This window comes from Escherichia sp. MOD1-EC6475, from assembly GCF_003046645.1.
In the GTDB taxonomy this organism is placed as follows: domain Bacteria; phylum Pseudomonadota; class Gammaproteobacteria; order Enterobacterales; family Enterobacteriaceae; genus Escherichia; species Escherichia ruysiae.
This window is the reverse complement of sequence record NZ_PZKQ01000028.1, coordinates 1-25,535: the sequence shown is the minus strand read 5'-3', so window position 1 is coordinate 25,535 and position 25,535 is coordinate 1. Positions and strand designations below refer to the sequence as shown.

Sequence of the window (25,535 nt, the reverse complement as noted above, 5' to 3'; positions counted from 1 at the left end):
ACTCCCGGTAAATCATGAAACATCTGCGCTTACTCCTGTATTACGCACTAAAAGGGGCGGCATTGCGCCCCAGATTTAATGAATAAAGATTACGCCAGTTGACGAAGCATCCGGCGCAGCGGCTCCGCTGCGCCCCACAGCAACTGGTCACCTACGGTAAAGGCTGACAGAAATTCTGGTCCCATATTCAGCTTACGCAGGCGGCCTACCGGCGTGGTCAGCGTGCCAGTAACGGCTGCTGGGGTTAGCTCACGCATAGTGATTTCCCGATCGTTTGGTACGACTTTCGCCCACGGGTTGTGAGCCGCCAGCAGTTCTTCCACGGTCGGAATAGATACATCTTTTTTCAATTTGATGGTGAATGCCTGACTATGGCAGCGCAATGCCCCGACGCGCACGCATAAACCATCTACCGGAATCACAGAAGATGTGTTGAGGATCTTGTTGGTTTCCGCCTGCCCTTTCCATTCTTCGCGGCTCTGACCGTTATCAAGCTGTTTGTCGATCCACGGAATCAGGCTACCCGCCAGCGGAACACCAAAGTTATCCACCGGCAACTCGCCGCTGCGGGTTAAGGTCGTGACTTTGCGTTCAATATTGAGAATAGCAGAGGACGGGGTTGCGAGTTCATCCGCCACATGGCCATACAGTTGGCCCATCTGGGTTAACAACTCCCGCATATGTCGCGCACCACCGCCGGAAGCCGCCTGGTAGGTTGCAACGGAAACCCAATCAACAAGATCATTGGCGAATAAACCGCCTAACGACATCAACATCAGGCTTACGGTACAGTTACCGCCAACAAAAGTCCTGATGCCTTTATTTAATCCGTCAGTAATGACGTCCTGATTGACCGGGTCAAGGATGATAATGGCGTCGTCTTTCATGCGCAGAGACGATGCTGCGTCAATCCAGTAACCTTGCCACCCGTTCTCACGGAGCTTTGGATAGATTTCGTTGGTATAATCGCCGCCCTGACAGGTTACGATGATATCGAGGGCCTGCAGCGCCTCCAGATCAAAGGCATCCTGAAGTGTGCCGGTAGTACCGCCAAAGGACGGTGCAGCCTGACCAGGCTGGGAAGTCGAAAAGAAGACAGGGCGAATGGCGTCGAAGTCGCGCTCTTCAACCATGCGTTGCATGAGAACGGAGCCGACCATACCGCGCCAGCCGATAAAACCAACATTTTTCATAAGCGTTTTTTTCCTGCAAAGATGTGTGCTGTATATATGTGCCGGTGTCCTCGTGGCACATCTTTCACCATACAAAAAGCAGCCAAAGTCGCAAGTGAAATTAATCAATGATAGCGAAGCAATCAGTAATGCGACTTATCCTGCTTTCATAGCACGCAGAAAGTCCAACGCAATTATCAGGGAACTTGAGTTATGAATGAAATCATTTCTGCAGCAGTTTTATTGATCTTGATTATGGATCCGCTCGGAAACCTACCTATTTTTATGTCCGTACTGAAACATACTGAACCGAAAAGACGTCGGGCAATCATGGTGCGAGAGTTGCTTATTGCTCTCCTGGTGATGCTGGTGTTCCTGTTTGCGGGTGAGAAAATTCTGGCATTTCTTAGCCTACGGGCGGAAACCGTCTCCATTTCTGGCGGCATCATTCTGTTTCTGATCGCCATTAAGATGATTTTCCCCAGCGCCTCGGGAAACAGCAGCGGGCTTCCGGCTGGTGAAGAGCCGTTTATCGTGCCATTAGCCATTCCACTGGTCGCCGGGCCGACAATTCTCGCCACGCTGATGTTGCTGTCTCATCAGTACCCGAATCAGATGGGGCATCTGGTGATTGCCCTGCTGCTGGCCTGGGGCGGCACATTTGTCATCCTGCTACAGTCATCGCTGTTTTTACGTCTGCTGGGCGAGAAAGGGGTGAATGCGCTGGAACGCCTGATGGGATTGATTCTGGTGATGATGGCAACCCAGATGTTCCTCGACGGCGTTCGGATGTGGATGAAGGGGTAAGGTTCAAACAGGTGCTGCACACAACCTGACGCGGCACCTGTTTTATTACCTGAACTGATAATGACCTTCGCCCAATCGGATAACTCTTCCCTCTTCTTCTGCGCGATTCAGCCATACGCTAGCTTGTTCGATGGTTAAACCAGTACAAGACGCCAGCCTTTCAATACTTATCGATTCCTTTGCAAGGATCGCCAGTTCCGCTACAAAGAGTTGATAAAAATCGACAGGCGTATGCGCGGGCATTCCTGCGTAATTTGCGTCATCTTCATGCAGTGAAAACAGTTCTGGTTGAGCGTTACGGCGTACTCTGTCATACATCAGCCCAGGAACGTCTGGCAGTCTGATCGTCACATTTTCAGCCTGTTCAGCACTCCATGACGCCCCATTTTCTACTAATCGTGAATTGGCTGATTGCTCATCCTGATTTGGTTTAACCAGGACAGGCAGCCACTGATGTTTTAATGCCTCCATCGCCCCGGTTATCGTTCCACCGGTCATTCCCGCACGCACAACCATTGCGCTTTCCGCAAGGCAATAAATATATTTATTCCGCGCCATCGCATTGCCGACGGTGAAACGTACTTCTGGGTAAAACGGCGAAATCAACACCAGATTGCCTGCTATAAGCCCTTCACGCCATTTCACTAACGTGCTCGTTTTTAACAAGCTATCAGCTAATACGCCAACGGCCGTTCCCCCTGCCTCTAGTGCCGACGTCATTGCACATTCATCAATACCTCGCGCACCACCAGAGATAACGCAAATCCTCTGTTGAGCCAGTTTCGCTGCCAGTTGTTGGGTATAGCGCAAATCGGCAGTCGGAGCATCTCGTGAGCCAACAATCGCCATACCTTCCGCTTGCAGTAATGCTTTATTCCCGCAGCCAAATAAAACGGGAGGGGCATCCGTTCGCAATCGGTTTTTCAAGCGAACGGGATAATCGGCATCGCCTCGGGTTAAGATCCATAAACCAGCGCGTTGCCACTTATCTACCGCCAACGCCAGACTATGACCGCGCGCCAGCAAGCCAAGAATACGCTCCTGAGAAATACGCGGATCGCTCCAGCCTGTAAGTTTCTCTTGCGGTTGCGACACCAGAAGATCGGCGGGACTGATACGTTGGTGCTTCAGCCATAATGCAAACTTCCCCCATTCACTATTGCTAAGAGGTTTATGCTCACTCGCCGCCGCGCGAGAAAAATCGCTGGTTAGCAGGAGAGTCGCTTGTGCATTGGCTGAAAGATTCATCAATTTTTTACCGAGGTAGAAGCAAGGGCAAGAGGATAAACCGTCGGGCAACCTGCCTGGCGTAACAGTGCTGTCAGAACTGTCAGCGTCCATGCAGAATCCACGATATCGTCAACCAGCAACGCCGGGCCTGGCATCAAAGGAGGGGTAATCACAAACGCCCCGTCGAGATTTTGACACTGGTGAAAACGGTTTTGCTGTATTTTCTGTGGTGGATTGTCCACGACTTTGTCAATGGCATCAATAAAAGGTAAGCCAAGTTTCGCCGCCAGTCGCCGGGCAAAATCAGGAACCAGGTCGAGGTGCCTTAATGAAGGAACGCAGCATACCCAGGTTGGTTCAGGATGTGGATTCCAGCGTTGGCGAACCATTTCCGCACATGCCTCCACCAGCTCATCACTGAAGCGCCCCATTTTTTTCTCCTGTGCGACCTGCTTTCCCCACCCGGAATCCCCCCAACGAGAAAGGATTCGCCCCGTAGATCCTTGTAAATCCGCAGGTAAGTTCCCTTTAAATCCGTATTGCGTAAAAGCCCCAGATGCCACCTGTTTATTGAGATTTAATGGCAGGTCAGCGTGTTTAATAAATAAATTTGCTGCATGGAGTAAGCCGCTATCAATGTCGGGCGACAACAACGGATGCTGAAGACAACTGCTACATTTACCACAACGTTCGGCACTTGGCTCATCGAGTGCGCGGCGCAGAAATTGCATTTTGCACTCCTTAGTCGTGATATAGCTTTCAACGTCTGCCAGTTCACTTTTTCTCTGATTCATCAAATGGTTAATTCGTTCATGGTCAGGAGAAAAACTGACGATAGTTCTGCGCCATAATTTCTCGGTATACACCACAGGCGATGGATTTTCAGCTACCAATAATTTCAGTGCTTTTTCTATTTGCCCATAACGGAGATTCGTCCGTTGTTCAATGCCTCGTAGAGTAAGACCGTCATTCTCGCTAAGTACGTTGAGTATTTCATGAATTTGTGCCTCCGCAGGAAAGGCGCTTTCACGGAAGAATTGATGAATAGCGCGGTCTTCGCCACCACAAAGCAATATGCCAACTGCGGAATCTATAGCACGCCCGGCACGCCCCACCTGTTGGTAGTAACCAACAATCGACCCCGGCATCTGATAATGAATGACGAAACCTAAATCAGGTTTATCAAACCCCATACCTAATGCCGTCGTCGCGACCAGCACTTTGATTTTATTTGCCAGCAGTGCCTGCTCCAGATATTCCCTGGCAGTATTAGAATCTTTCGCGCCTTCACAAGTCACGCCGCTGTAGTACGCAAATGCACTGATACCATTTTTCCTTAACCACTCGGCGACAAGTTCGGCATCGCGCGTAGTCAGGGTATAAACAATTCCCGATTTGGAAAACTGAGGGATAACCGTCGCTAACCATGCCAGACGGGATGACTGTTCACCTAAGACTAAGGCATCAAGCGCCAAACTTTCGCGAGCCAGCGTTCCACGCTGAATCACAATGTCACCCAATTGCTGACGGATATCCTCAACGACACGGTTATTCGCTGTCGCGGTTGTACCCAGAACAGGGGTATTCGCAGGCAACTGGCGCAAAATATCTAATATACGTCGGTAATCCGGGCGAAAATCGTGGCCCCAATCAGAGATGCAGTGCGCCTCGTCGACCACAAGCAAGCCAATACGATCGGCTATAGGATATAAAACCGTTTCGATAAAGTCCTGGTTTGCCAAACGTTCCGGGGAAACCAGCAAGCAATCGACCTCACCTTGCAGCAAATTATCGCTAATGCGCTGCCATTCTTCCCTGTTTGTAGAATTCAACGTTTCAGCCGTAATACCTAACCGTTCAGCGGCGGCAACCTGGTTACGCATCAGGGCAAGCAAAGGAGAGATGATAATTGTCGGGCCAGCGCCGCGATCGCGGAAGATTTTACTGGCGATGAAGTACACGGCGCTTTTCCCCCAGCCAGTGCGCTGTACAACCAGCAGTTTTCGCCGCTGATTAACCACCGCATCTATAGCTTCCCATTGCCCTTCCCTGAAGGTAGCGGTGGTGTTACTTAACATCCGCTGTAACAGCAATTCAGCTCCGTGTTTCTCCATCATCTTCTCCTGCGTCCGTTAACGCAGTGATTAGAACGGATAATGAGCCAGTATTTTTGCGAGAGAGATCAAAAAGATGAAGAGAGGAAAAAAGAGAAATGAATTACTGCGAGCAAGCTCGCAGTAATTTGTCGCGGTAATTAACTCAACAGCTGGAACGCAATCATCCCGACGATAGCACCGACAGTGCCGAGGATGGTTTCCATCATGGTCCAGGTTTTCAGCGTTTCGGCTTCGGTCGCGCCGGTAAATTTACCGAACAACCAGAAACCGGCGTCGTTAACGTGGCTGACAACAATCGAACCACCAGCGATACAAATCGACAGCGCCGCCATTTGCGCACCAGAGTAGTTCAGTTGTTCAATAACCGGCATCACCAGCCCTACCGCCGTTAAGCAGGCAACCGTTGCAGAACCCTGAATGATGCGCACTGCAGCGGCCAGCACGAAGCAGGTAATCGCAATCGGCAGCCCCATCCCGGTTAACGCTTCGCCTAGTGCCGGACCTACGCCAGAATCAACCAGCACCTGTTTGAACACGCCACCCGCACCAATTACCAGCAGAATGATCCCCGCCGGTTGCAGCGCGTGACCGCAAATCTCCATCACTTTGTCTTTCGGCATACCCTGACGCATCGCCAGACCATAAATCGCCACCAGACAAGCAACCAGAATCGCGGTAAACGGATGACCGATAAACTCGAACCATTCGTAAGCGGTAGAGCCTTCCGGCACAAAACGCGCGGCAATGGTTTTAAGACCTACCAGCACCAGCGGCAACAGGATCAGCGACAGGCTGAATCCGAAAGATGGCATTTTGCCTTCGCCGAGATGTGGTTCGCTGATGTCGTCAGGAATATGCAGTTCCACGTAGCGGCTGATGAAATTACCCCACAGCGGCCCGGCAATAATCATTCCCGGAATTGCCGCACACAGACCGATCAGGATCATCCAGCCAAAGTCGGCGTTCATCTGCGATGCCAGCAGCATTGGCGCTGGCCCCGGCAATAAGAACGCCGCCGCTGCCGCCACGCCGGCGAATAACGGGATAACCAGTTTCACCAGGTTCGTGCCGGTATGGCGCGCCATTGAGAAAGCAACGCTAATCAGCAGAACAATCGCCACTTCAAAGAACAGCGGTAGCGCACAAACCAGCCCCGCAAGGCCAATGGCATAATGCGCGCGGCTGTGACCGAAGGATTTGAGCATTTTGACGGCAATCTGATCGACTGCGCCGGTTTCATGTAAGATCTTGCCAAACATGGCTCCCAGAGCGACAACCACCGCCAGGAAGCCGAGGGTGCCTCCCATCCCTTTTTCCATCGTCGCTGCGATTTTATCGAGCGGCATACCGGAAAAAAGGCCAGCCCCCATAGACACCACCATCAAAGCCAGGAAAGCGTGCATACGCGCTTTCATGACTAAAAACAGCAGCAGTAAAACAGACCCTACTGCTGTTAAAACAAGCGTTAATGTACTCACTACTTATTTGCCTTTTTTAATAACCTCAATGGTGCTTGCCACAACACCTTCCAGCGGTTGATCGATATCCACCACCAGTACATCGGTTTCGTCCGCACCCGGTTCTTGCAGCGTTTCAAACTGCGTCACCAGCATTTGGGTTTTAAAGAAATGGCCTTTACGCGCTTTCAGACGGCTTTCAATTACATCAAAATCGCCTTTCAGGTAGATGAAAGAGAGATTCGGATTACCCGCGCGCAGCAGGTCGCGATAGTGCTTTTTCAGTGCGGAACAGACGATCAGCGACACTTTATTGGTACGCTGCATGGCAAACGCGGCGTCGTTCAGCGCCTGTAACCACGGTTTGCGATCGTCATCATTCAGCGGTTCACCGGACGCCATTTTTTCGATATTGCGACGCGGATGGAGGAAATCGCCATCAAGAAACGCGGCATGAAGTTGATGCGCCACTTCACTGGCGACCGCAGATTTGCCGCTGCCCGATACGCCCATCAAGACGTAAATGTGGTGATCATGGTTAGTCGTGCTCAAAGTGGTGCCCCCACAATACAAGAATTAAAAATGTTACGGGTAACTGTTATCGGTAACATTGTCCAGCCGGACAAAATCAGAAGCAATATCCATCCGTGCCTTAAGTGTATAAGTGTGAGCTACTTCAAATTTGTGAGCTTAAATAGATCCGCCCGGTGACAAGGTGAAACCTAAATCTAACATTTTCGGTGTCACTGCTTCGCCACGAATACGCGCCAGCAGGCGTTCAGCGCCAATGCTGCCCATCCGCTCACGCGGCGTCAGCACGCTCGCCAGCCGTGGCTCCATCACCTGACCAATATCGTGGCCGTGGAAACCGGCAATTGCCATATCATCAGGAATTTTCAGCCCCAGACGCTGACATTCAAACGCTGCGCCGACAGCCAGGTCATCGTTGGTACAGAATACGCCATCTAACTGCGGATATTCCCTCCGCGCCTGGCGAATCAGTTCAATACCTGAAGAGTAAGAAGAAGATTGTTCAACCATCACGCTATATGGCACCAGGCCGGCATCCAGCATCGCCTGTTCGTATCCCTTCTGTTTGATGATAGTACGTTCGTCGAGACGTGCGCCGAGATAGGCAATGTGACGATGCCCGCGAGCAATAATGGCGGTGGTCATCTGGCGTGCCGCTTCAAAGTTATCAAAACCGACGGCGATATCGAGGCACGGAGATTTACTGTCCATCAGCTCCACCACTGGAATACCTGCCACTTCAATCATCTTTAAGGTGCGCGGCGTGTGGGTTCGTTCGGTGAGGATCAGCCCGTCGATATTCCATGAGAGCATTGATTCGAGGCGCTCTTGTTCCATTTCCGGTTTATAACCGTAGTGCGCCAGCATAGTCTGATAACCGTGCGCGTCGGTAACGCTTTCGATGCCGCGTAATACTTCCGCGAAAACCTGGTTGGTGAGAGAAGGTAACAGGACGCCAATTGCCCGGCTGGTGGCATTTGAGAGGATATCGGGCGCGCGGTTGGGAATATAACCCAGTTCATCAAGAGCGGCGGCAATCTTGCCACGTAAGGCGACGGAGACCTGCTCCGGGTTGCGTAAAAAACGGCTGACCGTCATTTTGGTCACGCCTACACGGTCAGCCACATCCTGAAGTACGGGTCTTTTCTTTTTCATCGTCCTGAAGGGTACAAAAGGGATAGATTCCTTTAGTTTACCACGGACGCATCACAACCTTCCTGATTCCTCAGGAAGGTTTGTGAGATAAATTTAGACTGGCGGCAAATCGAACAGCAGAATTTCACTGTCGCTATCGGCGTGGATGGAGATTGCCTGCTCATCCCAGATTGCCAGACCATCACTGGTCGAGGCTTTTACACCGTTAATGGTGACATTGCCTTTCACTACCTGGATCCAGACGCGGCGTTCAGCGGCAATCTGATGCACAGACTGTTCATCTTTCAGCAGCGCCCAGCGATACAGTTCCATATCCTGATGCACTTTCAACGAACCATCACGCGCATCCGGCGAGAGCACCAGTTGTTTGCCCTGCACGGCATCAAAGCGACGCTGTTCATAACGCGGCGTAATGCCGTTTTCTTCTGGCATGATCCAGATCTGATACAGATGCAGACGCTCGGTGCTGCTTGGGTTGTACTCTGAGTGACGAATACCCGTACCCGCACTCATAATCTGGAACTCGCCCGCCGGAACCTGCTCTTTATTGCCCATGCTGTCCTGATGCTCAACAGTACCTTCCAGCACGTAGGTCAAAATTTCCATATCTTTATGTGGGTGAGTGCCGAAACCCTGCCCTGCTTCAATCACGTCGTCGTTAATGACACGCAGCGCGGAGAAGCCCATAAAATTCGGATCGTAATAGTTGGCAAAAGAGAAAGTGTGCCAGGAGTCCAGCCAGCCATGATTCGCATGACCACGTTCATTTGCTTTGCGTAAGTAGATCATTTGTATTCACCCCCTGAATGTTTTCGATGGGCTTAGTGTGGACCCGATCCGCCTGGGATGATAGAGGGTGAAAATTGACCCCTCTGTTCAAAAAAATTGAACTATTCGAGGAGCCATCAAACTTACTTCGCGAGAGTCACTGTAGAGGGAGAAGCTTGTTCAAAACCACGCTCAAGGATTTCCAGATTAGTAAGAACTTCAGATTCCTTGACGTAATTTGGTGCACCGGTAGTGATGGTTTGATACAGCGCATCATATACGCGTCCGTAGTCGCCCACCTCCGGCTTCATCTCTTCTCTTACCGTCACGCCCTCGTCATTGACATACTCCAGCACACCGACCGAATCATCCGCTGCGAATCCCGGTTCGCCCGGCATAATATTAGCCTTCAGGCTGGTTTCCTGCTGGTCGATGCCGTATTTAATAAATGTACCTTTCTTACCGTGAACGATAAATTTCGGATAATCGATTTTCACCAGATGGCTGGTTTTGACGATGGCTTTCAAATCACCATAAAACAGCTGCGCTTCGAAGGTGTCATCCGGGTTGGCTTTATTACGCAGGCTGCGAATGTCGTAAGCCACATGATCCGGGCGACCGAACAGCGAGATAATCTGGTCGAGGGTATGCACGCCAAGGCCATAAAATGCGCCATCCTGCGGCAGTCCAGGTTTGGTTTCTGCCACCGGGCGGTAGTAGTCAAAATGGCTTTCCACTTCGACAATCTCTCCCAGCTTGCCGCTTTCAATCGCTTTTTTCGCCGTCAGGAAGCAGGAGTCAAAGCGGCGATTCTGATACGGCGTGACGGTCAGCCCTTTGCTTTTTGCCAGCGCAAACAGCTCTTTCGCCTGCGCAAGCGTCGGGGTGAACGGTTTTTCGACCAGCACATTTTTCCCGGCTTCCAGCGCACGCTTCGCGTACTCGAAGTGGCTGTCAGCGTGAGTGCAGACGATAACCAGCTTAACGTCAGGATCGTTTAATACTTCGTCGAGATCGCTGGTGAAATGGATATGCGAGTAGACAGGAGCCTGTTCTTCCGGCTTCGCATGGCGGCGGAAAATATGCGCGACATGCCAGCTATCCTTGCGGTTAAGTACATACGGCAGATGGTAACGGGTGGTGCTTTTGCCGAAGCCAATAAAGGCGCAGTTGATGGCCATGATTTCGTCCTTTTTTAAGGTGGTTAGTTACACCTTAACGCAAAGCGGACGTGGTTCCTATGCCTGTGCTTCAGTACGTCAGATTGTTGGCAAAGTGCACTTTGATCATGCCGGATGCGGCGTGAACGCCTTATCCAACCTACGGTTCGGGCACAGGTTTGTAGGCTGATAAGCGTAGCGCATCAGGCGATTTTGCATTTGTCTCAACACGAGGAACATTCCCCTTGGACAAAATGACAAGCAAAAAAAAAGCCAGCACCCGGCTGGCTAAGTAATACTGGAAGCAATGTGAGCAATGTCGTGCTTTCAGGTTCTCCGCGAGGGTCTTCCTGATCGCGAGACAATAATAATCATTCTCATTCGCACTTGTCCAACACTTTTTGCAAAAAAATGCATTTGACTCGTATTTGAAAGTCAATGATGTTGAAAGGGACATTTACCCCAAAGAGGACAGAGGAATGAGTGAGATAGTGATACGCCACGCTGAAACGCGCGATTACGAGGCCATTCGGCAAATTCACGCCCAGCCGGAGGTGTATTACAACACGCTACAGGTGCCTCATCCTTCCGATCATCTGTGGCAGGAGCGACTCGCCGATCGTCCCGGCATCAAACAGTTAGTCGCCTGTATTGATGGAACCGTCGTGGGTCATCTCACCATTGACGTGCAGCAACGCCCGCGCCGCAGTCATGTTGCCGATTTTGGTATCTGCGTCGACTCCCGCTGGCACAATCGCGGCGTCGCCAGCGCCCTGATGCGAGAGATGATTGAGATGTGCGACAACTGGCTGCGGGTAGATCGCATTGAACTAACCGTGTTTGTCGATAACGCCCCGGCAATTAAGGTCTATAAAAAACACGGTTTTGAGATTGAAGGAACTGGTAAAAAGTACGCGTTGCGAAATGGCGAATATGTCGATGCGTATTTTATGGCGCGGGTGAAATAAAGAATTTGCAATCTAAGTTTGTCATTTAAGCCCTCACCTACCGGGAGAGGGCTTAAGATATTAATACCCCGCTGTTAAATCATCCACCGAGCGCGGGTCGGATGCGCCGTATAACTCACCCTCCGGCCCAACCATAATGCTTTGTGTGCTGCCCATCGCCTCTTTCAGCGCCACTTTCTGACCTTTTGCTTCCAGCAGCTTGAGTGTATCCGGGCTAAATCCTTTCTCGACTCGCAGCTCGTCCGGCAACCACTGATGATGGAAACGCGGCGCATTGGTCGCTTCGGCGACGTTCATTCCATAATCGATGCTGTTCACTACCATTTGCAGCACGGTGGTGATAATCCGGCTACCTCCTGGGCTACCGGTAACCAGCCAGGTTTTACCGTCTTTCACCACAATCGTTGGTGACATCGACGACAGCGGGCGTTTGTTTGGCCCGACGGCGTTGGCATCGCCGCCTACCAGCCCGTAAACGTTCGGTACACCTGGTTTGGCTGAGAAATCATCCATCTGATTGTTAAGCAGAATACCGCTCTCACCCGCGACAATCCCCGTACCGAAAGTGGTATTCAGCGTATAGGTCACCGCCACCGCGTTACCGTCTTTATCCACCACTGAGTAATGGGTTGTTTGATTACTCTCATAAGGCGCAAGTTTGCCTGGGCGAATTTCGCTGGACGGCTTCGCTTTATTGATATCAATTTGATCGGCAATGGATTTGGCATAGGCTTTATTGGTCAGCGCCTGCCACGGCACTTTGACAAAATCCGGGTCGCCAAGATATTCCGAGCGGTCGGCGTAGGCGTATTTCTCAGCTTCTGCCATGATTTGCATCGCATCGGCGCTGCCAAAGCCATATTTCTTCATATCGAAGTTTTCCAGGATATTCAGAATCTGCACGATATGAATCCCGCCGGAGGATGGCGGTGGCATGGAGTAAACCTGATACCCGCGATAATCGCCGCTAATCGGTGTGCGTTCCACCGCTTTATACGCCGCTAAATCTTCTTTGCTTACCAGGCCGCCGTTTTTCTGCATCTCCTGGGCGATCTGCTCAGCTATCGTGCCTTTGTAGAATTCGTCCGGGCCGTTTTCGGCAATCATCTCCAGGCTCTTTGCCAGGTTCGCCTGCACCAGTTTGTCGCCCTTTTTCAGCGGTTCGCCCTCTTTCCAGAAGATAGCCTTGCTGTTTTCGTGATTCGGCAGCACTTCACTGCCGTAAGTTTTGAGATCGTCGGCCAGCGCGTCGTTAACGATAAAACCATCGCGCGCCAGTTTAAACGCCGGTTGCACCACTTTGTTCAGCGGCATGGTGCCGTACGTCTCCAGCGCCAGCGAGAAGCCTGCGACCGTGCCAGGCGTTCCTGAGGCCAGATGCGAAGTGAGTGATTTTTTGCTGTCCGGGTTGCCCTGATCATCGAGGAACATATCGCGGGTTGCTTTGGCGGGTGCCATCTCACGGAAATCAATAGAAGTCGTATTTCCATCTTTAGTGCGGATCAGCATAAAACCGCCGCCGCCCAGATTCCCTGCCTGCGGATGCGTTACCGCCAGCGCATATCCCACCGCCACGGCGGCATCAACGGCATTACCACCTTCTTTAAGGATATCCACCCCCACCTGAGTGGCAGTAGCATCTACAGACGCCACCATCCCCTGCTTCGCGCGTACCGGATGAAAGACATCTTCCTCCACGCCATACGAGACAGGCGGCGGCGCAGGTGGCGCGGCTGCCGCACTAAAACAACATCCTGAAAGCAAAGCTGTAATCGCCGCCCGGCGTAAAAACGTCGGTTTTATCATCGTTATTCTCCAGTTATGTGTGGGGCAACCCCAGCTAAGCCTGGTATATAACTCTGAATTAATCATCGTTTTGCCGGGAAGCGAGTAAACTTAAAGAATATCTTCAGAGGAGGATACGCGATGAAACGACTTCTGATCCTTACGGCACTCCTGCCGTTTGTCGGCTTTGCACAGCCCATTAATACTCTGAACAACCCTAACCAGCCGGGGTATCAGATACCCAGCCAGCAGCGGATGCAAACCCAGATGCAGAATCAGCAAATCCAGCAAAAAGGGATGCTGAATCAGCAACTGAAAACGCAAACTCAGTTGCAACAGCAGCATTTAGAAAACCAGATAAACAATAATTCTCAGCGGGTGTTGCAGTCACAGCCGGGGGAGCGAAATCCCGCCCGGCAGCAAATGCTGCCCAACACCAACGGCGGGATGTTAAACAGCAACCGTAATCCGGATAGTTCGTTGAATCAGCAGCATATGCTGCCGGAGAGGAGAAACGGCGACATGCTGAATCAGCCCAGCACGCCGCAGCCTGATATTCCGTTGAAAACTATTGGGCCGTAAAGTTCGGACCAATCACGTCAATCGCATCGGTACAGATGCAATCCACGCCCCAGCGCAGCAACTCTGTCGCGCGCTGGGGTCTGTTGACGGTATACACCAGAATCCGTAATCCAGCGTCTTTCAACTGCCTCACTCGCGCTTTATCGAGCAACTTATGATTGAGATGAATAGAGACGCAGCCCAGCCGCGTGGTCAGTTCGCGCCAGTCGTCGCGCCATTCATCAAGCAACAAACCGCGCGGCAGTTCCGGTGCAGCCTGTTGCGCAGCTTCTAAAGCATCAATCTCAAACGATGACAGCAGCGGCGGCGTCATACCTGCCCAAAGCTCGCGCGCCGCCAGCGCCACCATTTTACCCGTTAATGGCCCAGTGCCAGTGGTGGGTTTGATTTCGATATTCGCCATCATCCCGTGTTCGCGGCAGCGTTCTGCTACTTGCGAAAGCAAAGGCAACGGCTCGCCTTTAAACGCTTTGCTGTACCAACTGCCTGCATCCACGCGCAGTAAATCCTGCCAGTTCAGCTCACCCGCGACGCCCCAACCGTTGCTGGTACGTTCGAGATTATCGTCATGGAGCAAGAAGATCTCGCCATCTTTCGATAACTTCGCGTCAAATTCGATCATCTTATGACCGTATTTTGCCCCCACATCGATTGCCGCCAGGGTGTTTTCCGGAGCCAGTTTACCGCCGCCACGATGGGCGACGATGCGGGGATAAGGCCAGTTACTCATACTCGTTGTCCTGTTTCACCATCAAAAAGATGTAGCTGATTTTCCGGCAGATGCAGCCACAGCGTGCTACCTGCCGTCGGGCGCTCCTGATGCGCCAGTCTTACCACCAGCTTCTGTTCGCCCCAGCGTCCGTGCGCCAGGTTATCAGCGCCGAGGATCTCCAGCGTGTCCATCACCAGCGGTACGCCGCCCTCTGTTTGTGAGCTTAACGCAATATGTTCCGGGCGAATACCGAGGGTCATTTTATGTCCGGCATACTGACGGCAGCCACCATTTAGCGGTAGCGCGATCCCCCCATCCAGTTCGAAATGCGAGCCTTCGTTATTCACACGTCCTGTCAGCAGGTTCATCGCCGGACTGCCGATAAAACTCGCCACAAACAGGCTGGCGGGCTTTTCGTACACTTCCACCGGTGTGCCAATCTGTTCAGCAACGCCGCCGTTCATCACCATCACCCGCTGGGCGAGCGTCATCGCCTCAACCTGATCGTGAGTAACGTAGAGTGAAGTTGTTTTCAGACGACGGTGCAACTGTTGCAACTCAAGGCGCATCTGCACGCGCAGCTTGGCATCAAGGTTAGAGAGCGGCTCATCAAACAAAAATACCGCCGGATCGCGCACAATCGCGCGCCCCATCGCCACACGCTGGCGCTGCCCGCCGGAAAGCTCGCGCGGTCGGCGCTTAAGCAGGCCGTCCAGTTCCAGAATGCGCGCCGCTTCTTTAACACGTTCGGCAATTTGCTGCTTGCCCATGCCGCGAATTTTCAGCCCCCACGCCATGTTTTCTTCGACACTCATATGCGGATAAAGCGCGTAGTTCTGGAACACCATCGCAATCCCGCGATCTTTCGGCTCCATTTCGGTCACACGCTCATTGTTGATCCAGATATCGCCCTCGGTCACCCGCTCCAGCCCGGCAACCATGCGCAGCAGCGTCGATTTCCCGCAGCCAGACGGCCCGACCATCACGATAAATTCGCCATCCGCCACATCAAGGGTCAGCGGTTTAATGACCTGGGTTTTGCCATCCCAGCTTTTGGTTACTGCCTGTAATTTCAGTCCTGCCATCTTATTTCTCACTATCGACCAGGCCGCGCACGAAGGCACGCTGCATCACTAAAACAATCACTACTGGTGGGATCAGGGTTAACAACATCGCCGCCATCACCGAGTTCCATTCCGTTGTGCCTTCGCCAGTAGCGATCATCCCTTTAATCCCTGCCACGGTGGTGCCGAGATCAACGTCGGTAATAATCAACAACGGCCATAGATACTGGTTCCAGCCGTAAATAAAGGTGATCACAAACAGCGCCGCCAGATTGGTTTTCGACAACGGAAAAACAATGTCGCAAAAGAAACGCATTGGCGACGCGCCGTCGATCCGCGCCGCTTCCACCAGTTCATCCGGTAGGGTCATAAAGAACTGACGGAACAGGAAGGTGGCGGTCGCCGAGGCCATCAGCGGCAGCGTTAAACCTGCGTAGCTGTCGAGCATCTTCAGATTGGCGATCACTTCTACCGTCGGGAAGATACGCACTTCAACCGGCAGCATCAGGGTGATAAAAATCATCCAGAAAAAGAGGTTACGCAGCGGAAAACGAAACCAGACAATAGCGAATGCCGAGAGCATCGAGACGGTAATTTTGCCGAGCGTAATGCTGAACGCCATCACAAAGCTGTTAAGCAACATCCGCCAGAACGGCGCACTATTCGTGCCTACTCCGTTCACCCAGATGTTGTGGATGTTTTCCAGCAGATGCGTGCCGGGGATGAGCGTCATCGGCGCGGCGTAGACGGCTTGTTTATCCAGCGTCGCCGCGACAAACGCCACGTACAGCGGGAAGAGGATCACCGCGATCCCGAGGATCAGCATGGTATGGCTGAATATCGTCAGCCACGGACGGTTCTCAATCATTGGTAACGCACCTTGCTTTCAACATAGCGGAACTGCACCACCGTCAGCACGATGACGAGGAACATCAACACCACCGACTGCGCGGCAGACGAAGCCAGATCCAGTCCGGTAAAGCCTTCGCGGTAAATCTTATAAATCAGCGTCGTGGTGGCCTGTACTGGCCCACCGGACGTGGCGGCGTCGATTACCGGGAAGGTATCGAAGAAGGCGTAGACCAGGTTCACCACCAGCAGGAAGAAACTCACCGGGGCGATAAGCGGCAGCGCGATCTTAAAGAAGCGGCGAATCGGCCCTGCACCGTCGATGGCTGCGGCTTCAATCAACGAACGGGGAATGGATTGCAGCGCGGCATAGAAGAACAGAAAGTTGTAGCTGATTTGCTTCCACACCGAGGCAAACACCACCAGGAACATCGCCTGACCGCTGTTTTGCGCGTGGTTCCAGTCGTAGCCGAACTCAGCGAGAAAATGAGTGATCAGCCCACGACCAGGGTTAAACAGGAAGATCCACAATACGGCGGCAACGGCGGGTGCCACAGCGTAAGGCAGCAGCATTAAGGTTTGATAGAAACGGCTGCCGCGCACGATGTACTCCACCAGCGCCGCGAAGAACAGCGACACCAGCAAACCGCTGACGGTGACAAAGGTGCTGAATTTTATCGTCGTCCAGAAGGAGTCGAGATAGTAGCTGTCATGGAACAGCGTGACGAAGTTATCCAGGCCGACAAACTGGCTGGAGAAACCAAACGGATCGACGCTTTGTAGCGAGTACCACAACGCTTCGCCCGCAGGCCAGATAAAAAAGATAACGGTGATGATGAGCTGCGGCGCGACCAGCAAATAGGGCAGCCAGCGCGAGCGGAACACCGGACGGGATGATGACATAAATAAACTCTTCGTGTTGTGTTCCCCTCACCCCGGCCCTCTCCCCAGAGGGGCGAGGGAGAAAGGCGGTGCATACTTTTCCACCGAGCAAAGTTGCAAACCGACACGGTACTTTTCCACCACGCCGATCGGTCCCCTCTCCCTTTGGGAGAGGGTTAGGGTGAGGGTAAGAGAATTAAGACTTCGTAGACTGCTCAAAGCGGCGCAGTAACTGGTTCCCACGCTCAACGGCGGTATCCAGCGCCTGCTGCGGTGTCTTCTTACCGGTCCACACGCTCTCCAGCTCTTCATCCACAATCACGCGGATTTGCGGCATGTTGCCCAGACGCAGCCCTTTGGTGAACGGCAACGGCGGCTTGTTCAGCATCTGACGTGTCGCGGTATCCGCCCCTGGGTTTTTCTCATAAAAGCCCTGCTCACGGGTCAGGTCATACGCCGCCTTGGTAATTGGCAGATAACCGGTTTTCTGATGCCACTCAGCAGCGTTTTCTGGCTTCGCGAGGAAGTCGAGGAACTTCGCCACGCCGGTATACGTTTCTTTATCTTTGCCCTGCATCACCCACAGGCTGGCTCCGCCGATAATGGCATTTTGTGGCGCATCTTTCGCATCGGCGTCGTAAGGCATCATGCCTACGCCATAGTTGAATTTGGCGTACTCGCGAATGTTGGCAAGCGAACCGGAAGAGGCGGTGGTCATCGCGCAATCACCGTTATAGAACTTCTCGGTGGATTCATCCTTACGCCCGACATAGCTGAAATCGCCCTTCTTGTTCATCTCCTCGAGCATGGCAATGTGTTTCACCTGCTCCGGCTTGTTGAACTCCAGCACCGCGTCCGTGCCGTCAAAACCGTTGTTTTTGCTGGCAAACGGCAGACCGTTCCAGGCGCTAAAGTTTTCCAGTTGGATCCAGCCCTGCCAGCCGCTGGCGTAGCCGCACTTCATACCGGAGGCTTTCAGTTTTGCGGCATAGTCCGCCAGATCCTGCCAGGTTTTCGGCGGCTGTTCCGGGTCTAATCCTGCTTTCTTGAAGGCGTCTTTGTTGTAATAGAGTACGGGGGTCGAGCTGTTGAACGGCTGGGAGAGTAAGTGGCCCGTTTTGCTGTCGGAGTAGTAACCTGAAACCGTCGGCACAAACTGCGACTCATCGAATTGAATCCCCGCCTCTTTAAACACGTCATATACCGGTTTAATGGCTTTCGACGCCATCATGGTGGCGGTGCCAACTTCATAAACCTGCAAAATAGCCGGAGCGTTGCCGGTACGAAATGCGGCAATCCCCGCACTTAAATTCTGTTCGTAGTTGCCTTTATAGGTCGGTACAATTTTGTAATCCGGGTTTTCGGCGTTAAAACGTTGAGCCAGAGAATCAACCTCTTTACCCAGTTCCCCTTCCATAGAATGCCAGAACGGAATGATCGTCACTGCCTGTGCATTCCCCATTAACGCCAGTCCGAGCGCCAGTGCTGAAGCTGTATAATGTAACGGTTTCATCGTTTATCTCTCTTGTTGTACCGAATGCGCGAATTCACGCGTTTTATGCTCGCGGGGTAACATGACATGCTCGAATTACAGAAAAATAACTTTTTTGTTACATTTGTAAGATAGTAAGGTGTCAGAAAGATGACAAGGCAGTGACGGCGCGGGTGAGGGAAAATGGGAGATGGGACACGGATAAGCGGAAAAATAGAAGTCCTGTGTCAAACTCTACAGATTGTAGATAACATGCTCATCGTTTCATGCTGGATGCGGCGTAAACGCCTTATCTGGCCTACAAGATCGTGCAAATTCAATATATTGCAACTCACCCAGTAGGCCTGATAAGCGCAGCGCATCAGGCATTTTTACATTTGTCTGCTGTCTCAAAGGAGTCTTTTGACTCCTTATCAATCAACGTGTTATTACCCGCCTAAATACGCACTTCTCACCGCTTCGTTCGCCAGCAGCGCGTCGCCGGTATCAGAGAGCACTACATGGCCGTTTTCCAGCACATAGCCGCGATCCGCCAGCTTCAACGCCTGGTTAGCGTTCTGCTCGACGAGGAAAATAGTCATCCCCTGCTCGCGCAGTTGTTCGATGGTGTCGAAAATTTGCTGGATGATAATCGGTGCCAGCCCGAGCGAGGGCTCATCAAGCAGTAGCAAACGCGGATTGCTCATTAGCGCACGACCAATCGCCAGCATCTGCTGCTCACCGCCGGACATGGTGCCTGCCCGCTGAACACGGCGCTCATGCAAACGCGGGAACAGCTCATACACCCACTTTATGCGCTCCTGAAACTGGTCGCGTTCAGCAAAAAAGCCCCCCATCGCCAGGTTTTCTTCCACCGTCATCCGCGAGAAGACACGACGCCCTTCCGGGACAATCGCTACCGCTTCACGCATGATTTTCGCCGTCTGCCAGTCGGTAATGTCTTTATCATCAAACACAATTCGCCCACTGGTGGCGCGCGGGTCGCCGCATAATGTGCCGAGTAAGGTAGTTTTCCCCGCACCGTTCGCACCTATCAGGGTGACAATCTCGCCCTGATTGATATGCAGGCTCACCTCATGCAGCGCCTGGATTTTGCCGTAGTGGGCGCTGACTTTGTCAAAAGACAACATGACTTTTTCCATCTTATGCCTCACCTAAATAGGCACGGATCACGTCCGGGTTATTACGGATCTGTTCCGGCGTGCCGTTTGCCAGTGGCGTCCCCTGATTGACCACGTAAATTCTGTCTGAAATACCCATCACCAGCTTCATATCGTGTTCAATCAACAAGATAGTGGTGTTGTGATGATTACGAAGCTCGGCAATCAGCTCATCCAGCTCTTTGGTCTCTTTCGGGTTAAGACCCGCCGCCGGTTCGTCGAGCATTAAAATCTCCGGCTGCGTCACCATGCAGCGGGCGATCTCCAGACGACGCTGGTCGCCATAAGCCAGGTTGCTCGCCTGCCGGTTAGCGTGTTCCAGCAAACCAATGCGTTCCAGCCAGGTTGCGGCGCGGTCGAGCGCCTCACTCTGGGCGCGACGGAAAGAAGGCGTTTTCAACAGGCCGGAGAACAGCCCGGTTTTCAGCTGCTGATGCTGCGCCACCAGCAGGTTTTCAATCACCGTCATTTCACGGAACAGACGCACATGCTGGAAGGTGCGCACCACGCCCATGCGGGCAATTTGCTGACCCGGCAAACCTTCCAGATGCTGATCGCGCAGTAAAATGGTGCCGCCGGTGGGTTTGTAGAATCCGGTCAGGCAGTTAAAGACCGTGGTTTTTCCGGCTCCGTTAGGGCCGATTAACGAGACGATCTCCTGCGGGTACAGTTCGAGATTGACGTTGTTCACCGCCAGCAGGCCGCCGAAGCGCATCATCAGGCCGTTAACAGATAATAAGGGCTGATTCATGCCGGCTCTCCTTTCGCTGCGCCGTTCTTCAGCTTGAGTTGCGGGCGCGTCATGGGCAGCAAGCCCTGCGGACGCCAGATCATCATCAGCACCATCAAACCACCGAGCATTAACATGCTGTATTCGTTGAAATCACGCATCAACTCGCGCGATACCACCAGCAAAATTGCCGCCAGAATCACCGCGAACTGCGACCCCATGCCACCGAGCACCACTATCGCCAGTACAAAGGCTGATTCGGCAAAGGTGAAGGATTCCGGGCTGACAAAGCCCTGACGCGCAGCAAACAGCGTTCCGGCGAAACCCGCAAACGCGGCGCTGATGGTAAAAGCGGTCAGCTTAATACGGCGCGGGCTTAAGCCCAGCGAACGGCAGGCGATCTCGTCTTCACGCAACGCTTCCCACGCACGCCCCAGCGGCATCCGCAGTAAGCGGTTAATGACAAACAGACTTAGCACCACCAGCAGCAAGGCCACCAGATAGAGGAAGATGACGCGATCGGAGGGATCGTATTTCAGGCCAAAGAAATTGCTGAAGGTATCCCAGCCGCCTTCACGAGCGGTACGACTGAACTCAAGACCGAAGAAGGTCGGTTTCGGGATCTGACTGATGCCGTTCGGACCGCCGGTAATTTCGGTGTTATTGAGCAGCAATATGCGCACAATTTCGCCGAAACCGAGGGTAACGATCGCCAGATAATCACCACGCAGACGCAGCACCGGAAAACCGAGCAGGAAGCCCGCCGCCGCTGCCATTAACCCGGCAATTGGCAGGCAGGTCCAGAAGCCCAGACCGTAATAGTGATTGAGGAGCGCAAAGGTGTAAGCACCGATGGCGTAAAAGCCGCCGTAACCCAGCACCAGCAGGCCGGAAAGCCCCACCACCACGTTCAGCCCGAGGCCGAGGATAATGTAGATCATGGTCAGAGTGGCAATATCCACCGTCCCGCGTGAGACCATAAACGGCCACACCACTGCAAGCACCAGCAGCGCCACGAGGAACAGTTTCTGCTTCACCGTGGAGCCATCAATCGCAGGCAAAATAAACTTCGGCCCGGAAACGCTTTTCAACCCCTTCTGGAAAGCAGGTCGCACAAGCTGGAAGAAAAAGACCACCGCCGTACCGATAAATACCCACTGCCAACGGATATCTGAAGCACTGTCGACCACCAGTTTTGTACCATCCAGCTCCAGTTGCACGCCCATAAAGACGCCCGCCAGAACAAAGAACATCGCAGCAGAGAGCAGCGCCATTGCAATATGCATCGGTTTCATACTTTCTCTACCTCCGGACGACCCAGAATACCGGTCGGCATCACCAGCAGAACCAGAATCAGCAGGGCGAATGAGACCACATCTTTATATTCCGTACTCAGATAAGCCGAAGAGAGCGCCTCCGCAATCCCCAGAATCAATCCGCCAATCATCGCCCCAGGAATACTGCCAATCCCGCCGAGTACCGCTGCGGTGAAGGCTTTCATCCCGGCCATAAAGCCAATATAGGGGTTAATCACGCCGTAAAACTGGCCGAGCAGCACACCCGCCACCGCCGCCATCGCCGCGCCAATCACAAAGGTCAGCGCAATTACCCGGTCGGTATTGATGCCAAGCAGGCTCGCCATTTTCAGGTCTTCGGCGCAGGCACGACAGGCGCGCCCCATGCGCGAATAGCGAATGAAAATCGTCAGCGCCAGCATGGCGAGGAAGGTGACAATCCAGATCACTGCCTGCATGGTGGTAATAGACGCAGAGAAGTTTTCGCTATGACCCACCACCCACTGACCGTTAAACAGGCTGGGCAGCGCCACATCGCGCGAACCTTCGGTCAGGCTGACGTAGTTTTGTAGGAAGATAGACATACCGATTGCAGAAATGAGGGCAATCAGGCGCTTAGAGTTACGTACCGGGCGATAGGCCACCCGTTCGATACTCCAGCCGTAGGCGCTGGCAATGACGATTGCGCCGACAAATCCCGCCGCCACCAGCAGCCAGCCGGTATCAATGCCCATCATCATCAGCGCAGCGATGATCATAAAAGAGACGTAGCTGCCAATCATGTAAACCTCGCCGTGGGCGAAGTTGATCATGCCGATAATGCCGTAAACCATGGTGTAGCCGATGGCAATCAGCGCGTAAGTACTGCCCAGCGTGACGCCGTTAAACATCTGCTGCAAGAAATACAAAAACTGCTCAGACATAAGGTAACCTTTCTAAACCCGCCCGTATTTCACAGGCGGTGGGATTTTCACTTGGCTGCCGTGGATGAACCGTCGGCGTGCCACAGGAAGACACCAAAATCAAATCCCTTCAGATCGCCTTTTTCATCCCAGTTCAGCGGCCCAATCACGGTGTTTGCACCGTTAGCTTTTAAATCTTTCACCAGCGCCAGCGGCTCATCGCTGCCGGTACGCTCAAGGGCAGTCGCCAGAGATTGCACCGCCGCGTAAGTGATCCAGACATAAGGCCCGGACGGATCTTTCTTGTCTGCTTTCAGCGCATCAACGATGCCTTTGTTTGCCGGATCCTGGTCATAGCGTTTTGGCATAGTGACCAACATGCCTTCGGCGGCATCGCCAGCAATATTCGAAAGCGACGCATTACCCACACCTTCCGGCCCCATAAACTGAGTTTTCAGGCCAACGGAACGCGCCTGGCGCAGCATCTGCCCCATTTCCGGGTAGTAACCGCCGTAGTAAACGAAGTCGATGTTTTCTTTTTTCAGGCGGGCAATCAGCGCGGAGAAATCTTTCTCACCAGCGGTAATGCCGTCGAAAAAGACGACGTTAGCGTTAGCCGCTTTCAGCCCGTCCTGCACCGAACGCGCCAGCCCTTCGCCATATTGTTGTTTGTCGTGAATGATGGCGATGCGCTGGGGCTTCACCGTTTCAAGAATGTATTTTGCTGCCGTAGGCCCCTGGGAAGAGTCCAGCCCGGCAGTACGCATGATGTGTTGATAACCGCGTTGAGTCAGCTCCGGGTTGGTCGCTCCCGGCGAGATCATCAGAATACCTTCGTCTTCGTAGATATCCGACGCAGGTTGGGTAGAAGAGGAACACAGATGGCCAATAACGTATTTAATGCCGTCGTTAACGATTTTGTTGGCGACCGCAACGGCTTGTTTTGGGTCGCAGGCATCGTCATATTCCACGCCAACCAGCTTATCGCCCTTAATTCCCCCTTTAGCATTAATGTCTTTAATCGCCTGACGCGCGCCGTTAAATTCCATATCGCCCCACTGGGCAATCGGGCCGGACATCGCGCCGACAACGGCAACTTTAATATCGTCGGCTAAAGCAGTGTGTGAAATTGCCAGTGCAATCATCCCTGCGATGATAGTTTTCGCATTCCGTTTCATAGTCAAAAATCCCCACTCGTAATGTTGTGTTGCTTTGTTTTTTATGTGTTAACAAATCAGACTGTTCTTTTTTATACTGCGCTGTTTTTGCCTGTCCGATTAAGGGTTTAGCGCAGTTTTTTGTGATGATATAGATTAAAATCCCTATTTTTCAGTCGATTAAGAACAGATAATATTCTGAATTAATTGATAGATAAACAGAAAAAAGCGCAGTTGTCAGCATAAAATAACGGTACAAAGGGCGGAATAATTCACTACCATTCAGGGGATTATGCTGGACAATTTTCATTCTATAATGTTTTTAATTTGTAATTATTGCTGAAAAAAAAATTAATCACCTGCCAAAAGAAATAAAAAAGAGAAAGCCTCCGATTAAATTATTTCGCTACACTGGTTCCACTTTTGTGATTTGTACGGGTTCCCCATGAAGCTGACCATCATTCGATTAGAAAACTTTAGCGACCAGGATCGGATTGACCTGCAAAAGATCTGGCCGGAGTATTCTCCTTCCTCTTTACAGGTTGACGATTCCCACCGTATTTACGCCGCGCGTTTTAACGAGCGCCTGCTCGCTGCCGTGCGAGTAACCTTAAGCGGCACCGAGGGAGCGATGGATTCCCTGCGAGTGCGGGAAGTCACCCGGCGGCGCGGCGTAGGGCAATATCTGCTGGAAGAGGTGCTGCGTAACAATCCTGGCGTTTCATGCTGGTGGATGGCGGATGCAGGCGTGGAAGATCGCGGTGTGATGACAGCGTTTATGCAAGCACAGGGGTTTACGGCACAGCAGAGCGGCTGGGAGAAGCGTTAATCGCTCTGTGTAAAAAGCAGTTCTATGGATTTGGTTGGGAAAAATAACGCATTTTCGTTTTCTCCGACCAACGGGATAAAGCCCAGCGACTGATAAAACGTATGGGCTTTTTCATTCAGCGCCTCGACAAAAAGACCGTGAATACCTACCGCTAAAGAGGCTGACCAAACGACTTTCATGGCATGAGCAACCAGTGTTGCTCCCCATCCCTGCCCCTGTATTGAACGATCAATTGCCAGACGCCCAAGAGTGACGCTGGGAATATTTTTCTGTTTCGATTTCGAGGGCAATGCGGCTCGTTCAAAACAACTGCCGGATAATGTGTAATATCCCAGTATTTGACGTTCAGGGGTGTTGGTACGAAGAATGTACGCTCGCAGAATTTTATTGCGATGTTGACGAACCAGATGTGTCGTCAGAAAGAGATTTAAGGCTTCCTCGCCGCAGTCGAATCGCTGTAGATCATAATCTGCATCATCGGTCAGAATCTCTATCGTCAGATCATCCATAAATTATTACATTCCCTGAAGACGTTTTGCCGCACGTTTTAGCTTTTCACCTGGTGACGGCGGATTACTCAGCGCATCCATCACCCGCGTCCAGGACTCCTCATTAAGGATCGCTCGCCGATGCTGTTCAATCACTTCTGCAGCCCGCTGCGAGGCACTATTCAACATAAATTGGCTGACGGACTGATTAGATATCGCCGCCGCGGTAATGACTCCAACTTA

Annotated in this window: 24 protein-coding genes and 1 pseudogene; 4 read left to right on the top strand and 21 right to left on the bottom strand. The window is 52.4% G+C overall.

Annotation, left to right across the window (positions count from 1 at the left end; all coding sequences use genetic code 11):
* Window positions 1-89: 89 nt before the first annotated feature.
* On the bottom strand, window positions 90-1,193 hold the full coding sequence (gene asd, locus A7589_RS10015; RefSeq protein ID WP_000799967.1) for an aspartate-semialdehyde dehydrogenase: 1,104 nt from the start codon (window positions 1,191-1,193) through the stop codon (window positions 90-92).
* A gap of 192 nt (window positions 1,194-1,385) precedes the next feature.
* Between asd and yhgN the strand changes: the two genes are divergently transcribed.
* Complete coding sequence (gene yhgN, locus A7589_RS10010; RefSeq protein ID WP_001002547.1) at window positions 1,386-1,979, top strand: NAAT family transporter YhgN; 594 nt, start codon at window positions 1,386-1,388, stop codon at window positions 1,977-1,979.
* 45 nt (window positions 1,980-2,024) lie between these two features.
* Here yhgN and A7589_RS10005 read toward each other — a convergent pair whose 3' ends face one another.
* From A7589_RS10005 to A7589_RS09975, 7 genes are all read right to left on the bottom strand, one after another.
* The gene (locus A7589_RS10005; RefSeq protein ID WP_010353673.1) at window positions 2,025-3,320 is read right to left on the bottom strand and encodes a DNA-processing protein DprA; all 1,296 of its coding nucleotides are present in this window, start codon (window positions 3,318-3,320) and stop codon (window positions 2,025-2,027) included.
* On the bottom strand, window positions 3,227-5,323 hold the full coding sequence (locus A7589_RS10000; protein WP_010353672.1) for a RecQ family ATP-dependent DNA helicase: 2,097 nt from the start codon (window positions 5,321-5,323) through the stop codon (window positions 3,227-3,229). The genes A7589_RS10005 and A7589_RS10000 overlap by 94 nt, the downstream gene beginning before the upstream one ends.
* 140 nt (window positions 5,324-5,463) lie before the next feature.
* The gene (gntU, locus tag A7589_RS09995) at window positions 5,464-6,804 is read right to left on the bottom strand and encodes a gluconate transporter (RefSeq protein WP_000105942.1); all 1,341 of its coding nucleotides are present in this window, start codon (window positions 6,802-6,804) and stop codon (window positions 5,464-5,466) included.
* A gap of 3 nt (window positions 6,805-6,807) precedes the next feature.
* A complete protein-coding gene (gene gntK, locus A7589_RS09990) occupies window positions 6,808-7,335 on the bottom strand; it encodes a gluconokinase (protein WP_000108328.1) in 528 nt (175 codons plus the stop codon).
* Window positions 7,336-7,473: 138 nt separating this feature from the next.
* Window positions 7,474-8,469, bottom strand: a complete 996-nt coding sequence (gntR, locus tag A7589_RS09985) for a gluconate operon transcriptional repressor GntR (RefSeq protein ID WP_000730250.1) — start codon at window positions 8,467-8,469, stop codon at window positions 7,474-7,476.
* A gap of 93 nt (window positions 8,470-8,562) precedes the next feature.
* A complete protein-coding gene (gene yhhW / locus A7589_RS09980; protein ID WP_000639809.1) occupies window positions 8,563-9,258 on the bottom strand; it encodes a quercetin 2,3-dioxygenase in 696 nt (231 codons plus the stop codon).
* 122 nt (window positions 9,259-9,380) lie between these two features.
* A complete protein-coding gene (locus A7589_RS09975; RefSeq protein ID WP_000996651.1) occupies window positions 9,381-10,418 on the bottom strand; it encodes an oxidoreductase in 1,038 nt (345 codons plus the stop codon).
* A 458-nt stretch (window positions 10,419-10,876) separates the two neighbouring features.
* Here A7589_RS09975 and yhhY point away from each other — a divergent pair, with 458 nt between their 5' ends.
* Window positions 10,877-11,365: an N-acetyltransferase gene (yhhY, locus tag A7589_RS09970; RefSeq protein WP_010353668.1), complete on the top strand. Its 489-nt coding sequence runs from the start codon at window positions 10,877-10,879 to the stop codon at window positions 11,363-11,365.
* A 60-nt stretch (window positions 11,366-11,425) separates the two neighbouring features.
* Here the strand turns inward: yhhY and ggt are convergent, their stop codons facing one another.
* Window positions 11,426-13,171, bottom strand: a complete 1,746-nt coding sequence (gene ggt / locus A7589_RS09965) for a gamma-glutamyltransferase (protein ID WP_000595055.1) — start codon at window positions 13,169-13,171, stop codon at window positions 11,426-11,428.
* 120 nt (window positions 13,172-13,291) lie between these two features.
* On the opposite strand from ggt, the gene A7589_RS09960 reads away from it, so the two are divergent.
* Window positions 13,292-13,732 carry a DUF2756 family protein gene (locus A7589_RS09960; RefSeq protein ID WP_000825990.1) on the top strand — a complete coding sequence of 147 codons (441 nt, stop codon included), beginning with the start codon at window positions 13,292-13,294 and terminating at the stop codon, window positions 13,730-13,732.
* On the opposite strand, the gene ugpQ is transcribed toward A7589_RS09960, so the two are convergent.
* From ugpQ to livK, 10 genes are all read right to left on the bottom strand, one after another.
* Entirely contained in the window at window positions 13,719-14,462 is a 744-nt protein-coding gene (ugpQ, locus tag A7589_RS09955; protein ID WP_000073585.1) for a glycerophosphodiester phosphodiesterase, read from the bottom strand. The two genes, A7589_RS09960 and ugpQ, sit on opposite strands and share 14 nt — an antisense overlap.
* Window positions 14,459-15,529, bottom strand: coding sequence for a sn-glycerol 3-phosphate ABC transporter ATP binding protein UgpC (ugpC, locus tag A7589_RS09950; protein ID WP_000907810.1), 1,071 nt, complete (start codon window positions 15,527-15,529; stop codon window positions 14,459-14,461). The genes ugpQ and ugpC overlap by 4 nt, the downstream gene beginning before the upstream one ends.
* A 1-nt stretch (window position 15,530) precedes the next feature.
* The gene (gene ugpE, locus A7589_RS09945) at window positions 15,531-16,376 is read right to left on the bottom strand and encodes a sn-glycerol-3-phosphate ABC transporter permease UgpE (protein WP_000572164.1); all 846 of its coding nucleotides are present in this window, start codon (window positions 16,374-16,376) and stop codon (window positions 15,531-15,533) included.
* A complete protein-coding gene (gene ugpA / locus A7589_RS09940) occupies window positions 16,373-17,260 on the bottom strand; it encodes a sn-glycerol-3-phosphate ABC transporter permease UgpA (protein ID WP_000099289.1) in 888 nt (295 codons plus the stop codon). Before ugpA ends, ugpE begins: the two co-directional genes overlap by 4 nt.
* 175 nt (window positions 17,261-17,435) lie before the next feature.
* Complete coding sequence (gene ugpB / locus A7589_RS09935) at window positions 17,436-18,752, bottom strand: sn-glycerol-3-phosphate ABC transporter substrate-binding protein UgpB (protein WP_000803180.1); 1,317 nt, start codon at window positions 18,750-18,752, stop codon at window positions 17,436-17,438.
* Window positions 18,753-19,159: 407 nt separating this feature from the next.
* Entirely contained in the window at window positions 19,160-19,873 is a 714-nt protein-coding gene (gene livF / locus A7589_RS09930) for a high-affinity branched-chain amino acid ABC transporter ATP-binding protein LivF (protein WP_000416895.1), read from the bottom strand.
* Window position 19,874: 1 nt separating this feature from the next.
* Window positions 19,875-20,642 (bottom strand): high-affinity branched-chain amino acid ABC transporter ATP-binding protein LivG, encoded by a 768-nt coding sequence (gene livG, locus A7589_RS09925; protein WP_001075510.1) that lies wholly within the window; start codon window positions 20,640-20,642, stop codon window positions 19,875-19,877.
* On the bottom strand, window positions 20,639-21,916 hold the full coding sequence (gene livM / locus A7589_RS09920; RefSeq protein WP_000803776.1) for a branched chain amino acid ABC transporter permease LivM: 1,278 nt from the start codon (window positions 21,914-21,916) through the stop codon (window positions 20,639-20,641). Before livM ends, livG begins: the two co-directional genes overlap by 4 nt.
* A complete protein-coding gene (gene livH / locus A7589_RS09915) occupies window positions 21,913-22,839 on the bottom strand; it encodes a high-affinity branched-chain amino acid ABC transporter permease LivH (protein WP_001295111.1) in 927 nt (308 codons plus the stop codon). The genes livM and livH overlap by 4 nt, the downstream gene beginning before the upstream one ends.
* A gap of 47 nt (window positions 22,840-22,886) precedes the next feature.
* Window positions 22,887-23,996, bottom strand: coding sequence for a high-affinity branched-chain amino acid ABC transporter substrate-binding protein LivK (livK, locus tag A7589_RS09910; RefSeq protein WP_000827691.1), 1,110 nt, complete (start codon window positions 23,994-23,996; stop codon window positions 22,887-22,889).
* Between the two features lie 424 nt (window positions 23,997-24,420).
* Between livK and panM the strand changes: the two genes are divergently transcribed.
* On the top strand, window positions 24,421-24,804 hold the full coding sequence (gene panM / locus A7589_RS09905; protein ID WP_000778812.1) for an aspartate 1-decarboxylase autocleavage activator PanM: 384 nt from the start codon (window positions 24,421-24,423) through the stop codon (window positions 24,802-24,804).
* Here panM and A7589_RS09900 read toward each other — a convergent pair.
* Together A7589_RS09900 and ataR are read right to left on the bottom strand one after the other, a co-directional pair.
* Entirely contained in the window at window positions 24,801-25,313 is a 513-nt protein-coding gene (locus A7589_RS09900) for a GNAT family N-acetyltransferase (protein ID WP_000342458.1), read from the bottom strand. The two genes, panM and A7589_RS09900, sit on opposite strands and share 4 nt — an antisense overlap.
* A 6-nt stretch (window positions 25,314-25,319) precedes the next feature.
* A pseudogene (gene ataR, locus A7589_RS09895) lies at window positions 25,320-25,517 on the bottom strand (type II toxin-antitoxin system antitoxin AtaR); the annotation flags it as partial.
* Between the last annotated feature and the right edge of the window lie 18 nt (window positions 25,518-25,535).

Bases quoted from the DNA above. Each gene is read 5' to 3' on its own strand.
- A7589_RS09975 (WP_000996651.1), bottom strand. From the start codon at position 10,418: ATGGCCATCAACTGCGCCTTTATTGGCTTCGGCAAAAGCACCACCCGT.
- yhhY (WP_010353668.1), top strand. From the start codon at position 10,877: ATGAGTGAGATAGTGATACGCCACGCTGAAACGCGCGATTACGAGGCC.
- A7589_RS09960 (WP_000825990.1), top strand. From the start codon at position 13,292: ATGAAACGACTTCTGATCCTTACGGCACTCCTGCCGTTTGTCGGCTTT.
- ggt (WP_000595055.1), bottom strand. From the start codon at position 13,171: ATGATAAAACCGACGTTTTTACGCCGGGCGGCGATTACAGCTTTGCTT.
- A7589_RS10005 (WP_010353673.1), bottom strand. From the start codon at position 3,320: ATGGACGCTGACAGTTCTGACAGCACTGTTACGCCAGGCAGGTTGCCC.
- ugpQ (WP_000073585.1), bottom strand. From the start codon at position 14,462: ATGAGTAACTGGCCTTATCCCCGCATCGTCGCCCATCGTGGCGGCGGT.
- ugpB (WP_000803180.1), bottom strand. From the start codon at position 18,752: ATGAAACCGTTACATTATACAGCTTCAGCACTGGCGCTCGGACTGGCG.
- yhgN (WP_001002547.1), top strand. From the start codon at position 1,386: ATGAATGAAATCATTTCTGCAGCAGTTTTATTGATCTTGATTATGGAT.
- asd (WP_000799967.1), bottom strand. From the start codon at position 1,193: ATGAAAAATGTTGGTTTTATCGGCTGGCGCGGTATGGTCGGCTCCGTT.
- ugpA (WP_000099289.1), bottom strand. From the start codon at position 17,260: ATGTCATCATCCCGTCCGGTGTTCCGCTCGCGCTGGCTGCCCTATTTG.
- yhhW (WP_000639809.1), bottom strand. From the start codon at position 9,258: ATGATCTACTTACGCAAAGCAAATGAACGTGGTCATGCGAATCATGGC.
- livF (WP_000416895.1), bottom strand. From the start codon at position 19,873: ATGGAAAAAGTCATGTTGTCTTTTGACAAAGTCAGCGCCCACTACGGC.
- ugpC (WP_000907810.1), bottom strand. From the start codon at position 15,529: ATGGCAGGACTGAAATTACAGGCAGTAACCAAAAGCTGGGATGGCAAA.
- livK (WP_000827691.1), bottom strand. From the start codon at position 23,996: ATGAAACGGAATGCGAAAACTATCATCGCAGGGATGATTGCACTGGCA.
- livG (WP_001075510.1), bottom strand. From the start codon at position 20,642: ATGAATCAGCCCTTATTATCTGTTAACGGCCTGATGATGCGCTTCGGC.
- gntR (WP_000730250.1), bottom strand. From the start codon at position 8,469: ATGAAAAAGAAAAGACCCGTACTTCAGGATGTGGCTGACCGTGTAGGC.
- livM (WP_000803776.1), bottom strand. From the start codon at position 21,916: ATGAAACCGATGCATATTGCAATGGCGCTGCTCTCTGCTGCGATGTTC.
- panM (WP_000778812.1), top strand. From the start codon at position 24,421: ATGAAGCTGACCATCATTCGATTAGAAAACTTTAGCGACCAGGATCGG.
- A7589_RS10000 (WP_010353672.1), bottom strand. From the start codon at position 5,323: ATGGAGAAACACGGAGCTGAATTGCTGTTACAGCGGATGTTAAGTAAC.
- ugpE (WP_000572164.1), bottom strand. From the start codon at position 16,376: ATGATTGAGAACCGTCCGTGGCTGACGATATTCAGCCATACCATGCTG.
- livH (WP_001295111.1), bottom strand. From the start codon at position 22,839: ATGTCTGAGCAGTTTTTGTATTTCTTGCAGCAGATGTTTAACGGCGTC.
- A7589_RS09900 (WP_000342458.1), bottom strand. From the start codon at position 25,313: ATGGATGATCTGACGATAGAGATTCTGACCGATGATGCAGATTATGAT.